General features: G+C 47.8%; 12 protein-coding genes. 3 read left to right on the top strand and 9 right to left on the bottom strand.

All coding sequences use genetic code 11. The features are described 5' to 3' along the window. Positions 1–43: 43 nt before the first annotated feature. Positions 44–1,105 carry an IS4 family transposase gene (locus tag HU824_RS07125; protein ID WP_176468480.1) on the bottom strand — a complete coding sequence of 354 codons (1,062 nt, stop codon included), beginning with the start codon at positions 1,103–1,105 and terminating at the stop codon, positions 44–46. A gap of 626 nt (positions 1,106–1,731) precedes the next feature. On the opposite strand from HU824_RS07125, the gene HU824_RS07120 reads away from it, so the two are divergent. The 3 genes from HU824_RS07120 to HU824_RS07110 all read left to right on the top strand — a co-directional run bounded on the left by HU824_RS07120 (position 1,732) and on the right by HU824_RS07110 (position 6,821). After that, entirely contained in the window at positions 1,732–4,560 is a 2,829-nt protein-coding gene (locus HU824_RS07120; protein WP_176468479.1) for a beta-glucosidase, read from the top strand. A gap of 13 nt (positions 4,561–4,573) precedes the next feature. Next, positions 4,574–5,701 carry a lactonase family protein gene (locus tag HU824_RS07115; RefSeq protein WP_176468478.1) on the top strand — a complete coding sequence of 376 codons (1,128 nt, stop codon included), beginning with the start codon at positions 4,574–4,576 and terminating at the stop codon, positions 5,699–5,701. A gap of 70 nt (positions 5,702–5,771) precedes the next feature. Continuing rightward, entirely contained in the window at positions 5,772–6,821 is a 1,050-nt protein-coding gene (locus HU824_RS07110) for a DUF4831 family protein (protein ID WP_176468477.1), read from the top strand. Between the two features lie 7 nt (positions 6,822–6,828). On the opposite strand, the gene HU824_RS07105 is transcribed toward HU824_RS07110, so the two are convergent. The 8 genes from HU824_RS07105 to HU824_RS07070 all read right to left on the bottom strand — a co-directional run bounded on the left by HU824_RS07105 (position 6,829) and on the right by HU824_RS07070 (position 13,842). Further along, positions 6,829–7,182, bottom strand: coding sequence for a PqqD family protein (locus HU824_RS07105; protein ID WP_176468476.1), 354 nt, complete (start codon positions 7,180–7,182; stop codon positions 6,829–6,831). A 19-nt stretch (positions 7,183–7,201) separates the two neighbouring features. Then, positions 7,202–8,593 (bottom strand): MFS transporter, encoded by a 1,392-nt coding sequence (locus tag HU824_RS07100; protein WP_176468475.1) that lies wholly within the window; start codon positions 8,591–8,593, stop codon positions 7,202–7,204. Positions 8,594–8,748: 155 nt separating this feature from the next. Further along, the gene (secG, locus tag HU824_RS07095) at positions 8,749–9,138 is read right to left on the bottom strand and encodes a preprotein translocase subunit SecG (protein WP_136010458.1); all 390 of its coding nucleotides are present in this window, start codon (positions 9,136–9,138) and stop codon (positions 8,749–8,751) included. A gap of 4 nt (positions 9,139–9,142) precedes the next feature. Beyond that, positions 9,143–9,916 (bottom strand): tetratricopeptide repeat protein, encoded by a 774-nt coding sequence (locus HU824_RS07090; protein ID WP_136010459.1) that lies wholly within the window; start codon positions 9,914–9,916, stop codon positions 9,143–9,145. A 4-nt stretch (positions 9,917–9,920) separates the two neighbouring features. Continuing rightward, positions 9,921–10,445, bottom strand: a complete 525-nt coding sequence (locus HU824_RS07085) for an LptE family protein (protein ID WP_136010460.1) — start codon at positions 10,443–10,445, stop codon at positions 9,921–9,923. Continuing rightward, the gene (locus HU824_RS07080; RefSeq protein ID WP_136010461.1) at positions 10,432–11,682 is read right to left on the bottom strand and encodes a sigma-54-dependent Fis family transcriptional regulator; all 1,251 of its coding nucleotides are present in this window, start codon (positions 11,680–11,682) and stop codon (positions 10,432–10,434) included. The genes HU824_RS07085 and HU824_RS07080 overlap by 14 nt, the downstream gene beginning before the upstream one ends. Position 11,683: 1 nt before the next feature. After that, a complete protein-coding gene (pdxA, locus tag HU824_RS07075) occupies positions 11,684–12,781 on the bottom strand; it encodes a 4-hydroxythreonine-4-phosphate dehydrogenase PdxA (protein WP_136010462.1) in 1,098 nt (365 codons plus the stop codon). Between the two features lie 5 nt (positions 12,782–12,786). Continuing rightward, positions 12,787–13,842, bottom strand: coding sequence for a DUF4837 family protein (locus HU824_RS07070; RefSeq protein WP_176468474.1), 1,056 nt, complete (start codon positions 13,840–13,842; stop codon positions 12,787–12,789). Between the last annotated feature and the right edge of the window lie 23 nt (positions 13,843–13,865).

The following is a 13,865-nucleotide window of genomic DNA, read 5'->3' as shown; positions in this document are numbered from 1 at the left end:
TAAGTATCTCTCTTACAGGTGTTTTATCCAGTAGAGAAAAGCTCTAAATTTGTAGAATTTCGTAGATTGGACGGTTGACTTTCAATTTGTAAGCGACAATGGCAACCAGACAGTATGTTATGATGGCACAGTACACTTGTGTCTTGACAGCATTCATCGTGGTGCCCCAAAAAGATTTTACTTTCAGGTGTTGTTTTATCCATTTGAAAAATAGTTCCACCTGCCAACGGTTCTTGTATAGCAAAGCTATTTCCTCTGCTGAGAGTTCCATGTTGTTGGTGATGAACACAAATTCTCTGTCCAGTTCTTCATCGTAGTATTTAACCCGCCGGAGTTTGTCCGGATATGCTTTGAGCGATTTATACGTTTCAAGCATTCCAATCTGGTCACATTTTATTCCGGTTGTTTTATCGACTTCACGGGAATACATCCTGCGGAATCTCATATTATCCTTTGCACGTGTAACGAAGTAAGCACCACTAGCGTGAAGCTTATGCAAACGGGTGAAGTCAACATATCCTTTATCCATGATATAGAAACTTCCCTTTTCATAACTCAACTCATCCAGCATGTTTACGTCATGTACTTTAGCATTGGTTACCAGTACGACTGTCGGTATGGAAGTCTTTACATCATACAAGGTATGAAGTTTGATGCCTCCTTTGTGTTTCCTAAATTCCGCCCACCAAAAAACATTCAGACAAAGGTCTATGGTGGAGGAATCAAAGGCATAAACATTACCGTCAACTTTCACCTCGAAGTCATTTTTGTTGTAGCTATTACGGGCTTCCGCAATCAGGGTATAAGCAAATTCTTCGTAGATACGATAATCTCTATTCCGGTTTGCTTTCCCCAGATTGGTACGGCTAACTGTTGCACCGAATCCCAAGTGATAGTACTTGTTCTTGTGTGCCTCGAGGCTGAGCATAAGGTCACGCATACTGTCTCGGGCGGTCAGTTGTCCAAGGATCATGCACAGCATCTGACTCCAACAGGTGAATGTTCTGATTTTCTTATTCCCGGAATACTTCTCTACCAAGCGGTCGAAGACACGACGGGGAAGAAAATCTGTAAGTTGAGCGAAGATATATTTGCCTTGATTCATTGTCTTGAGCTTTTGGGCAAAGCTAAAACAACTTTTCAATTCAAATCGTCACGCTCCAAAAGAATACATAACTATGCGATTATCAAAGATTTCAAAGAACGATGTTCAATTTAAAGTGCCCACTAGAGTTCACTCCATTTGTATCTCCGCCATCCTTCTACAGCCTCACCGTTTTCTTATTCTACAGACACTATAAAACAAAATGACACAAGCACTTCCCCAGAATGACTGGGACATATAATAAGAGCGTCCGAGTCGTATAATAAAAGCATCCGCCCCCTATCATAAGGATGTCCAACCCCTATGACAGACTTTATCTTCAGGCTGAATATATAAATCTTCAGTCACAAGATATATATCTTCAACCTAAAGACATACATCTTCAATCTAAAGATAAACCTTATCCCCTACTTCAGACATCCTTGCCAAGGAACTGAAAGGGCCTTGCAAGCAGGCTGAAACGGCCTTACCAACCATACCCGTCCCGGCAGCCTCATGCAGGCAGCACCTCTTCCTCCAAAACCTATCCTCTGGAAGATATTGGAACTAAATATGAACGATTTCCGCCACTGTCTGCCATACAATTTTCCTATCTTTGCGTCAAAGATAAAATTGCATAAATTGCCATGAGAAAACTTATTGTAGCTACCTTGTTGCTAAGCAGCGGTACTTTGGTATCGGCACAGAAAAGGCCTGAAACACCGGCCACGTACAAACCGACAAAAAGCGAGATGTACCACAAAGGCTGGATAGACTTCAACAAGAATGGGGTAAAGGATGTGTACGAAGACCCGGCCGCTCCGCTCGACGCCCGCATAGAAAACCTCTTGCAGCAGATGACACTGGACGAGAAGACCTGCCAGATGGTCACTCTTTATGGATACAAACGTGTACTGAAAGACGACCTTCCCACCCCCGAATGGAAACAAATGCTGTGGAAAGACGGCATCGGCGCCATCGACGAACATCTGAACGGCTTCCAGCAATGGGGACTGCCGCCTTCGGACAACGAAAATGTCTGGCCCGCATCGCGCCATGCCTGGGCACTGAACGAGGTGCAGCGTTTCTTTGTAGAAGATACCCGTCTCGGTATCCCCGTAGACTTTACCAACGAAGGCATACGTGGCGTGGAGAGTTACCGTGCCACCAACTTCCCCACCCAATTGGGATTGGGACACACCTGGAACCGCGAACTGATTCGCCAAGTAGGACTCATCACCGGGCGCGAAGCGCGCATGCTGGGCTACACCAACGTCTACGCCCCCATCCTCGACGTAGGACGCGACCAGCGCTGGGGACGTTACGAAGAAGTATACGGCGAATCCCCCTACCTTGTAGCCGAACTGGGTATCGCAATGGTGCGAGGCCTGCAGCACAACCATCAAGTGGCCGCCACCGGCAAGCACTTCGCCGCCTACAGCAACAACAAAGGTGCCCGCGAAGGCATGGCGCGCGTCGACCCGCAAATGTCACCGCGAGAAGTGGAAAACATACATATCTATCCCTTCAGGCGGGTCATCCGGGAAGCCGGACTGCTGGGCGTAATGAGTTCGTACAACGACTACGACGGCATTCCCATTCAAGGCAGTTACTACTGGCTCACCACCCGCCTGCGCGGTGAAATGGGCTTCCGCGGCTATGTAGTATCCGACAGTGATGCCGTAGAATACCTCTACACCAAGCACGGCACCGCCAAAGACATGAAAGAGGCCGTCCGTCAAAGCGTGGAGGCCGGACTGAACGTACGCTGTACATTCCGTTCTCCCGACTCCTTCGTCCTTCCCCTCCGCGAACTGGTAAAAGAAGGCGGGCTGAGTGAAGAAGTCATCGACGACCGTGTGCGCGATATCCTCCGGGTAAAGTTCCTCGTCGGCCTGTTCGATGCTCCCTATCAGACAGACCTTGCCGGTGCCGACCGTGAAGTGGAAAAAGAAGAAAACGAAACCATCGCCTTGCAGGCATCCCGCGAGTCCGTCGTTCTGCTGAAGAATGCCGGTGGACTGCTGCCTTTGGACATCAACTCCATCAGGAAGATTGCCGTATGTGGTCCCAACGCCAATGAAGAAGGCTACGCGCTGACCCATTACGGCCCCCTTGCCGTGGACGTTACTACCGTACTGGAAGGCATTCAAGAGAAAACGAAAGGCAAGGCAGAAGTGCTCTACGCCAAAGGCTGTGACCTGGTAGACGCCCACTGGCCCGAAAGCGAAATCATAGACTACCCGCTGACCGAAGAAGAACAGAGCGAAATAGACAAAGCGGTGGAAAACGCCCGTCAGGCCGATGTTGCCGTAGTGGTCTTAGGTGGAGGACAACGCACCTGCGGCGAGAACAAGTCGCGTAGCAGCCTCGACCTGCCCGGCCGCCAACTGCAACTGCTCCAAGCCATACAAGCCACGGGTAAGCCCGTCGTACTGATACTCATCAACGGACGCCCGCTGTCCGTCAACTGGGCAGACAGGTTCGTCCCAGCCATTCTCGAGGCCTGGTATCCCGGCTCCAAAGGCGGAACAGCCCTTGCAGACATCCTCTTCGGCGACTACAATCCCGGCGGAAAGCTGACTGTGACATTCCCCAAGACCGTAGGCCAGATTCCCTTCAACTTCCCCTGCAAGCCTTCTTCACAGATAGATGGCGGCAAGAATCCGGGCCCCGACGGTAACATGTCGCGTATCAACAGAGCGCTCTACCCCTTCGGATACGGCTTGAGCTACACTACATTTAAATACTCCGACCTCGACATCAGCCCCAAAGTCATCACCCCGAACGAATCGGCCACCGTCCGTCTGAAAGTGACCAATACCGGAAAACGTGCCGGAGACGAAGTGGTGCAACTCTATATCAGAGACGTAGTGAGCAGCATCATCACCTACGAAAAGAACCTTGCAGGCTTCGAGCGTGTCCATCTGGAACCGGACGAGACGAAGGAACTGTCATTTACCATCGACCGCAAACACCTGGAGCTTCCGGATGCCGACATGAAATGGATAGTGGAACCGGGTGACTTCGTACTCATGGCAGGTGCCTCGTCCGAAGACATCCGGCTGAACGGGACGCTGACCGTAGAAGATTATCAGACGCGAGCCAAAGCCGTCGAAGCCCAAAAACCGGCAAAGCGTGTGAGCGCCAGCACCAACCAGGAGGATGCCGAAAACGTGCTTGATGGAAAAATCAATACCGTATGGCAAGGAAATAAAGGAGATTATATTACCTTTGCCTTGAAGAACGGAGTCAAGGCAGACAAAGTCGCCATAGCCTTTACACGCGACAACAACCTGCCGGCAACTTTCGAAATCCAGCTCTCGGGCGGTGGCGGACAGTTCCTTACCGTATACTCGGGTACCGTCGGCGAATACGGCAAGCTGATTTCCTATCCGTTCAAAGGAACTACTGCCAGCGACCTCCGCATCGTGCTGAACGATGACCGCGTCGGTGTGGCGGAAGTAAAATTTTAATGTGCTAAAAATAATGAAAACACTTCTTTTCTGTATGCTCGGATTAGGTCTGACTGCATGTGGCTCTTCTCCAAAGAACGCTCACAGTAACCAAGACGAACTCGCCATGCTGGTGGGTACTTATACCAATGGTTCAAGCAAAGGTATCTATACTTTCCGCTTCAACCAAGAGACGGGAACGGCAGTTCCGCTCAGTTCAGCGGCATTGCCCAATCCCTCCTACCTCGTCCCCTCGGAAAATGGCAAATTTGTCTATGCCGTCAGTGAAATGAACAACAGTACAGCAGCCCTCAGTTCCTTTTCCTTCGACAAAGAAACGGGAGAACTGCGCCTGCTGAACACCGTCCCCACCCTCGGCGCCGACCCCTGCTACGTGGCCACCAATGGCCGGGAAGTGTTGACAGCCAACTACAGCGGGGGAACCATGTCCGTCTTTCCTTTACAGAAAGACGGTACTTTGGCCCCTGCAGACACCCTCTTTCAAGGCGAGGCCACCGGGCCCGACACCATACGGCAAGCAACTCCCCACATCCATTGCACTGTCTTTTCACCGGACAGAAAGTATATATTCGCCACCGATTTCAGCGCCGACCGCATCCTGCGGTTCGTCGTGCACCCCAACAATCCTATTCCTCAGACTTCCCTGGAAGCCGTTGACATTGAGGCGGATTCCGGTCCGCGCCACCTGACATTCAGTCCCGACGGAAAATTTGCCTATCTCATCACCGAATTGTCCGGCAAAGTCATTGCCTTCAGCTACAATGACGGCCGCCTGAAACAAATACAGACCATTACAGCCGACACCGTAGCTGCCCGCGGAAGCGCAGACATCCACCTCAGTCCGGACGGGAAATACCTCTATGCCAGCAACCGGCTGAAAGAGGACGGCATCGCCATCTTTGCCGTGAACCCCGAAAACGGGACTCTGGCAAAGGTGGGGTATCAGCCAACCGGCATCCATCCCCGTAACTTCAACATTACGCCCAATGGCAAATACTTGCTTGCCGCCTGCCGTGACAGTAATGTCATTCAAGTATATAAACGAAACGAAGTTACCGGACTCTTGGAAGACACCCATCAAGACATTGTGGTCGACATGCCGGTTTGCATACAGTTCGTCAGCTCTGTTAATAATTTATAAAGCAATATTTAGCAAAGATAACTTCATTAACTTTGTCCCTCAGCTAAATCCGTCTAAACGAATGTACATTATGAAGAAGAATATATTGATGCTCTCAGCTCTGTTCTTGTCTACCACTGCCATAGCACAAACAGACGTAACCGCCGGCGTGATGCGTGGCAAAGACTACGGGATAACCTATATGTTGCCCAAAACAGAAATAGAAATCGTATTGCAAGCCACCAAGCACACCTACACTCCCGGAGAATTTTGCAGATATGCCGACCGCTATCTGCGTCTCAACAACGTATCTGCCGAACCGGAAGAGTTCTGGACACTGGATAAGATAGAAACCCGTATAGCCGGTGTACCGGATAAGGACAACGTCTATTTCGTCAAAATGAAAGACAAGACCGTGGCACCCCTTATGGAGCTTACTGAAGACGGGATTGTACGCTCCATCAATATTCCGTTCAGTGGCAAGCCGACTGCCAAGATGCCTGAAACCAAAAACACCGAAAGCAACATTGACCCACGCAGTTTTCTGACAGAAGAAATACTGATGTCCAACTCCAGTGCCAAGATGGCCGAGCTGGTGGCCAAGGAAATTTATAGCATCCGTGAAAGCAAGAACGCCCTCCTGCGTGGCGAAGCAGACAATATGCCCAAGGATGGCGCCCAGCTCAAGCTGATGCTCGACAATCTGAACCAACAGGAAACGGCTATGACAGAAATGTTCTCGGGCAAAACAAAGAAAACCCCTAAGACATTCACCATCCGGCTGACGCCTAAAGAGATGAAAGATGAAGTGGCTTTCCGCTTCTCCAAAAAGCTGGGAGTGGTAGCCAATAATGACCTTGCCGGTGAACCGTATTATATCAGCGTCACCGACCTCAAAAGTCCCGATGTGCCTGCAGCCGAGGAAGGCAAAAAGAAAGTGGACGGTGTGGCCTATAACCTTCCGGGAAAGGCGCAGGTTACATTAGTATATAACAATAAGAAATTGTTTGATGACCAACTTCCCATTACCCAATTCGGCAGCATAGAATATCTCGCACCGGTGCTATTCAACAAGAATTCGACCATCAAAGTCCTATTTGATACGGCAACGGGAGGATTGATAAAAGTGGATAGGGAATAAAGGGATTCTAATCCCGAATTGTCAACTGGATAAATCCATCCTTACGCAACTGCATTACGTAGGTGGTGACCCGGGGAATATAATTCTCTCCCTCCCCAAAGTGCCCGGCAAGCAAAGAGATGATTTCGCGCACGGTACGCTGTCCGTCTATCAGATTCCAGACGGCTGTACCGTGTTCTTCAAGCCTCACACGGATGTCAGGAGACATCCCCTTCGGCAATAACAAACGACGCATCCATTCGTATTTAAACCGTGGATAGGCGAGTACGCTGTACTCGCCTTCCCATTCGGTTGTTATATGTCCGCAGCGAACCGGAACAGCGTCCAACAGACTTACTTTTCCCTCGGGTATTTCCATCATACAATATCCGCTTTTCCTATTATTTCTGAATATTAGGTTCTTCCAGCTTGTAACCATACTTCTTGTCCGCCTTCTTCAGCAATAGGGCCACTACAAGGGACAAACAGGCAATGCCGGTAAAAATACACATCGGAACCATATAGTCATACATATTCGTTCCATCAGGTTTCTTACCGGATATACAATAGGCATCAAGCACCCATCCAATCAATGTAGGAATACCCCAAAGACCGATGTTCTGGATAAAGAAAATCAATGCGTACGCCGTACCCAGCTGGCTTACCGGGAATATCTTGGCCACAGCCGGCCACATGGCAGAAGGTACCAGCGAGAAGGCAATACCCAAAATTATCATCAGCACAATAGCTACCAACCAATAGTTTATATCGGGAATAGCATAAATGAAATGCACACATATCAGCATGGCCGAACCCAGCAGCATGATAGATGCGGACTTGCCCCGTTTGTCAATGAAACCACCAAAGACCGGAGTCAGAATCAGCGCCCCCAGTGCCGGAAGTCCGGCAAATGTACCGGCCACATTCTCATTGATACCGTATTTGATAATCATCAACTCGGAAGCAAACTTCTGGAATGGGAATACACAAGAATAGAACAATACGCACAGCAATGCTATCAGCCAGAAACCGGGATTGGCCAGAATATTCTTCACATCCTTAAAGGAGAACTTCTCTTCCTCATCTTCCGCACCGGCAGCAATGGCAGCAACTTCCATCTGTCTGTCCAGCTTCTTGTCCATCACTGCAAAGATGAAGAAAGCAACCATACCGCCCAACAGCAGCACCAAGCCCAACAACACCGGTGTGGAAATACCGAAAGCACGGGCCAGAGGAATGGCTACGGCATAACCGGCCTGCGAACCGATACGCGCCAAAGCAACTTGTACGCCCATAGCCGTGGCAAGCTCTTTCCCCTTAAACCACTTGGCTATGATTTTGGAAACTGTAATACCGGCAACCTCAGCTCCGACCCCAAAAATGGAATAACCGGCAAAAGCAACGAACACACCGGTTTTATAGCCAAATATCTCATTGATTCCGAATAAAGTCGCATCAGCACCAGCAAGTCCCGTCATTGCGTAGTATTCAAGTGCTGTACCACCTACCATCAGGATAGTTGCCAGCTTTCCGGTGAAACGGATGCCAAAACGGTCGAGGATTAATCCTCCCCAAATCAACATCAGGAAAAAAACATTCAGGAAACTATAACCACCGGTAAAGAATCCGAAATCGGTACTGGACCAAGCCAAGTCCGTTTCCAACATTGTCTTCAACGGTGCTACCACGTCATTTACATAATAAGCTGCCATCATCGTGAAGGCAACAATCACCAATGCTCCCCAACGGGTAGCCTTGGAATCATTCAATTTAAGTTTGAGTTGTTCTGTCATCGTACTATTTAGATTTCAATTTATTAATCAAATCACATTAATTGCTGACAAAGGTAAATAAATACTTCATTAAAACGAAAAAAAGGTTGATACCTTTTCAGTATCAACCTTTCTCCTATTTTTCCAAGCGGGAATCATCCGAAATATCCCTTATCTTATTCTGCCGCAGGGGCCTCTGCTGCAGGAGCAGGAGCTTCTGCCGGAGTTGCAACTGCAGGGGCTTCCGATTGCGGAGCTTCTGTACCTACGGGCATGTTATAAGGATTAGTTTTTTCTTCTTGTTGCGCCTGTTCCAGAATCACATCACCGCCCTTGCCTGTGGAAGAAGGAATAGTGTAAGCAGAAACAATACTGAAGACTACCATGACAGCAGCCAGAGTCCAGGTTGCTTTTTCCAGAAAATCCGTAGTCTTGCGCACACCCATAATCTGGTTGGATGATGAAAAGCCTGATGCCAGACCGCCTCCTTTAGAATTTTGAATCAATACAATGAAGCACATCAGCACAGACACAATCAGCATTAAGATAATTAATAATAAATACATTTTGTTATTTTGATTTAGCGTTAATAATCAATTTCTCCAAAAATCTGATTTGGTCTGCAAAGTAAGCATTTTTTTTTGGATAATTCAAACTTAATTTTTTAATAATTTCAAGTGCCTTGTCATATCGGTGCTGTTTTATATAGATTTTGGCTAAAGTTTCCGTAAAACAGCTATCGTCCAACTCTTCCGTTACCGGCGATACAGAGGGCTCTTCCTCTTCTTCAGTCTCTTCCTCCTTCTCTACAAGAAACTCCCTTCTCGTATCCGAAGCATCCGAAAACTCACTCTTTTGGATAAAATCATCTATCAATTCATGCCCGCGCAGTTTAGGTACTTCCGGCTCATCTTCCGCATTCACATCGGATTCTTCCTGCATTAAATAGGCCGTATAATCTACCGCATAATCCAGCTCCGTATGCTGTGAATGCTCTTCAGGAACAGTAGCCAAAAATGCATCAATCAAGGAAAGAGTACGGTCCACACTCGGCTCTTTCTCAGAATTGCCGGAAAAAAGCGACGAAGCCTTCCGGGATTTCAAGGTATAGCGGTCACCCTCTATAAGGTAAAACAACACACGACGGTCTGCCACATACAACAGGGACTTGCGCAACTCCGCGCCAAAGTTGATATCGTGCAGAAGATAGAGGTTTTTCAGATAGAGCAAACGGAGTGACTGGAAATAAGGATAACGTGCCATCAATGTGCGTAGCTCGTACAAAGTATCCCTATTCAGCGTCTCGGGATGCTGAATCCATTGTTGCAAATGGGTAGATGTCATAAGTTTACCAGTTAGCTACAGTTGCATTGAAAATCTGTTCGGCAATATCCTTCACCATCAAGGTTATCAGCTGATCCTGCACTTCGGTTAACAATTTTGAGGAATCATAGGTCTGAAAAGCCGAGAACTGCTGTTCGAAATCCTCCTCATGGTTCGTGTTGTTGGTGTAGCGCACATTGACTGTCAGTGTCACCTTCACCTTCGAAGAATAGCCGCTGGCATCCACCGATTCATTATATTGGTTGTAGCCGGTGATTTCTCCGTCTATGTCCAAGTCTCCGCCGGAGTTCACCAGTTGCAGACGGGTCTGCTGAATGAACATATCCTTCATTTTCTGGTTAAACTCTGTTGCCAGCGGTGCATATACATACTCTGCCCGGTTCTGGAAATCGGCAATGGAAATCGTTTTTACCTTTGTATAGTCAATAGAACTTATCGGGGCAAGTCCTAACTTCATACTACACGAATTCACCAAAAATGACAAGCTTGCCAACAAGAAAGCAAATGCCGCTTTTTTAATCCAATCCATATTCTTTTATCTTTCTGTATAAGGTACGCTCAGAGATATTCAAATCTTGAGCCGCACTTTTACGCTTGCCATGATGCTTGTCAAGCGCCTTACGTATCATTTCTTTCTCCACTTCATCCAAAGAGAGTGATTCCTCCACATATTCTTCCGTATCCTGAAAATCATCGTCCACCGGAGTAACCGGCTTTACCGAAGGATGTATAATGGTAGGGACACTGGACGTCACCGGAGGCACCACCGTCGACGTAGCCGGTGTATAATAAGCCGACGCAGCAACCGCCGGATTGGCTACAGTTCCCCTTTCAGCCATAATCTCATGCACCAGCTTTTTCAAATCCGTTACATCTTGACGCATATCAAACAGAACCTGATAAAGAATTTCCCGTTCACTCCCGAAGCTCTTGTCTTCCTTCACTCCAAACAGGGCAGGCAGGCGCTGTATGTTGTTCTGCTCAGGCAGATAGCCCTTCAGTATGGATGCATTGATTTCACGATTAGTCTCAATAATGGATATCTGCTCGGTGATATTCTTCAACTGGCGCACATTACCCGGCCATGAGTAGCCCAGCAACACTTGCTTACCGTCTTCCGTCAGCTGAATGGCAGGCATACGGTATTTCTCCGCAAAGTCCGAAGCAAACTTGCGAAACAGCAGCACAACGTCCTCACCGCGTTCGCGCAATGGAGGAACCTGAATAGGTACTGTGTTCAAACGGTAATACAAGTCTTCACGAAAACGTCCGTCAGCAATAGCTTGTGTCAAGTTTACATTGGTAGCGGCAACAATACGCACATCGGTCTTTTCTACCTTAGAAGAACCTACTTTAATGAACTCACCGCTCTCAAGCACACGCAACAGGCGTGCCTGGGTAGGCAAAGGCAATTCGCCGACTTCATCAAGGAAGATTGTTCCGCCATTGGCTTCACCGAAATACCCCTTCCGTTCACCGATAGCACCGGTAAACGCGCCTTTCTCGTGACCAAACAGTTCTGAATCGATTGTCCCTTCGGGAATGGCCCCACAGTTCACGGCAATATACTGTCCATGCTTGCGCCGGCTGTACTGGTGTATTATCTGCGGAAAGCTCTCCTTTCCCACACCGCTCTCTCCGGTAATCAGTACAGACAAGTCGGTAGGCGCTACTTGGATAGCGATATCAATGGCACGCATCAACGCTTCGTTGTTACCGATGATGCCAAAACGTAATTTTACTTGTTGTATTTCCGCTTTTGTCATTCTACAAATCTTCTTCTACACTATCGAGTTTCAATTTGTCGCTATCGTCACGTTTCTCGTAATATTGCTTGCGCAACGGGTTTGCATGTGCCTCTTTCTCACGCTGGCGATTACGAAACACATCTATAGCTACATAAATAGCTTGCCGGAATGAATCTTCAGAGGCTATTCCTTTCCCTGCAATATCGTAGGCTGTACCGTGAGCAGGCGAAGTGCGTATCACTGGCAATCCGGCAGTGTAGTTCACGCCCTCGTCCATAGCCAATGCCTTGAACGGTGCCAGCCCCTGATCGTGATACATGGCCAATATACCGTCAAAGTGAGTAAAGTTATCTGAACCCACAAACCCGTCTGCCGGATAAGGGCCATAGCAAAGTATACCCTTAGCAACCATTTCGTTGATGGCCGGAATGATTATCTCCTGCTCTTCAGTACCCAGCAATCCGCCGTCCCCTGCATGCGGATTCAACGAAAGCACTGCAATACGCGGTGCTCCGATAGCAAAATCCTGCTTCAAGGAGCGGTTGAATATCTTCAGTTTTTCTTGTATCAGTTCTTTGGTGATGCTCCCGGCTATCTCTTTGACGGGAATATGTCCGGTCACCAATGCCACCCGGAAATCATCTTTCATCAGAATCATAAGGGCCTTCTCGCCATCTCCCAGTTTCTGTTCTATATACTCCGTATGCCCAGGGAAGGCAAACTCCTCCGACTGGATGGTATGCTTGTTGATGGGGGCTGTGACAATCACGTCTATTATACCCTCTTTATACTCCTCAATAGCTTTTTCCAGTGCACCAAGTGCAGCTTTACCTGCTTCAACGTCAGGTTTAGAAAACTCAACCTTTACTTCATCATCCGTACAGTTCACTACACTCAAGCGATTAGGATCCGCTTCGGAAGCGGAGTTGACGATACTGAAGTTGATAGGCAGGTCTAATGATTTACGATGATAAGCTGCCACCTTAGGCGAACCGTAAATAATCGGCGTGCACAATTCCAGCATCACCGGGTCTGCAAATGTCTTTAAAATCACTTCATACCCTACACCATTAATGTCGCCTTGTGTAATGCCGACTCTTATTTTGTTGTCTTCCATTTTTATCACTTATTATTAGTAGTATCTTTTGCGGTTATGCCTACCGGAATTTCCGCATCTTCCTGCTTGCTGCCAGGCAGTCTCAAGGTATAGAGCGAAGCCTCCATCTGGCGTACCAGATTACGTTTCATTTTATCAGGTGAGTAAATAAATATTTCCGATACGATAATTCGTTGGTTGGCTTTGTCCAAACGTACATGCGATACGAACGGACCGCCCATAAAGTCGCCCTTCACACGCCACAAACCGCGGACCTCGAGTGCATAGTCACCCTGCACACTGATAGGACGTACGTCAGTCATCAAAGAATCCGTCGACATATACATGCCTTCTTGGGCACCCGGGATATTGATTTTCATCACGGAATCGCGCTTATGAACAAAATATTCTTTAGTAAACGTATCCTTATCCGTATAAGGATAAGAGTAGATTACAAAGTTCTGGTCGCCGGTAGCCGCATTCGTACCTGCCCAGAAGAAGTTCTCCCCCTCCTTGGTAGATGTCAGTTCTCCAGGCACCCATACATCGCAATCAAACAAGCTCTTCACCTTCGTTGCTATATAGTCGCTATGCTTGTCTTTCAATACTGAAATCTGACGGTTCATTTCCGCATGGGTAAAGAAATCAATGATTACCTGCCTGTTCTCCTCCACAAAGTTCTCGAATGAAGCCTCGTCCGGTGCCTGAATAGTGAGAATAGACTGGGGAGCAGCATATACATTCCTTGCATACTTGAATTTAGGCTGAGTATAGAAATCCTTGTTCACATCGACAATAATGATATTGCGAATCAGTTTCAAAGTGGCATCATAATTGGAAGGGGCAGTATACATGATTCGGAATGAACGTTCTGACTGGGGAAGCCCCGGAACATCAGAATCAAGCACATCGAAAAGCGCCCTACCGGCAGGACGTTCCCACAGACCGGAATCAACCACTACCAGGACTTCATACGCACGACCACTGGAAGTCGGAGTAAACATACCCTTTTTGCCACCACCACAAGCAGAAAAAAGCGTCACTATAAGAACCATACTCAAATAAAACACGTGCTTTCTCATATCTCTATCACTTTTAGTTTTTC

This window comes from Bacteroides sp. L10-4 (genome assembly GCF_013373675.1).
Lineage (GTDB): Bacteria > Bacteroidota > Bacteroidia > Bacteroidales > Bacteroidaceae > Bacteroides > Bacteroides muris.
This window is presented reverse-complemented; position numbering and strand designations above follow the sequence as displayed.

Excerpts from the sequence above, each read along its gene's own strand:
- HU824_RS07125 (WP_176468480.1), bottom strand. The coding sequence starts at position 1,105 with ATGAATCAAGGCAAATATATCTTCGCTCAACTTACAGATTTTCTTCCC.
- HU824_RS07120 (WP_176468479.1), top strand. The coding sequence starts at position 1,732 with ATGAGAAAACTTATTGTAGCTACCTTGTTGCTAAGCAGCGGTACTTTG.
- HU824_RS07115 (WP_176468478.1), top strand. The coding sequence starts at position 4,574 with ATGAAAACACTTCTTTTCTGTATGCTCGGATTAGGTCTGACTGCATGT.
- HU824_RS07110 (WP_176468477.1), top strand. The coding sequence starts at position 5,772 with ATGAAGAAGAATATATTGATGCTCTCAGCTCTGTTCTTGTCTACCACT.
- HU824_RS07105 (WP_176468476.1), bottom strand. The coding sequence starts at position 7,182 with ATGATGGAAATACCCGAGGGAAAAGTAAGTCTGTTGGACGCTGTTCCG.
- HU824_RS07100 (WP_176468475.1), bottom strand. The coding sequence starts at position 8,593 with ATGACAGAACAACTCAAACTTAAATTGAATGATTCCAAGGCTACCCGT.
- secG (WP_136010458.1), bottom strand. The coding sequence starts at position 9,138 with ATGTATTTATTATTAATTATCTTAATGCTGATTGTGTCTGTGCTGATG.
- HU824_RS07090 (WP_136010459.1), bottom strand. The coding sequence starts at position 9,916 with ATGACATCTACCCATTTGCAACAATGGATTCAGCATCCCGAGACGCTG.
- HU824_RS07085 (WP_136010460.1), bottom strand. The coding sequence starts at position 10,445 with ATGGATTGGATTAAAAAAGCGGCATTTGCTTTCTTGTTGGCAAGCTTG.
- HU824_RS07080 (WP_136010461.1), bottom strand. The coding sequence starts at position 11,682 with ATGACAAAAGCGGAAATACAACAAGTAAAATTACGTTTTGGCATCATC.
- pdxA (WP_136010462.1), bottom strand. The coding sequence starts at position 12,781 with ATGGAAGACAACAAAATAAGAGTCGGCATTACACAAGGCGACATTAAT.
- HU824_RS07070 (WP_176468474.1), bottom strand. The coding sequence starts at position 13,842 with ATGAGAAAGCACGTGTTTTATTTGAGTATGGTTCTTATAGTGACGCTT.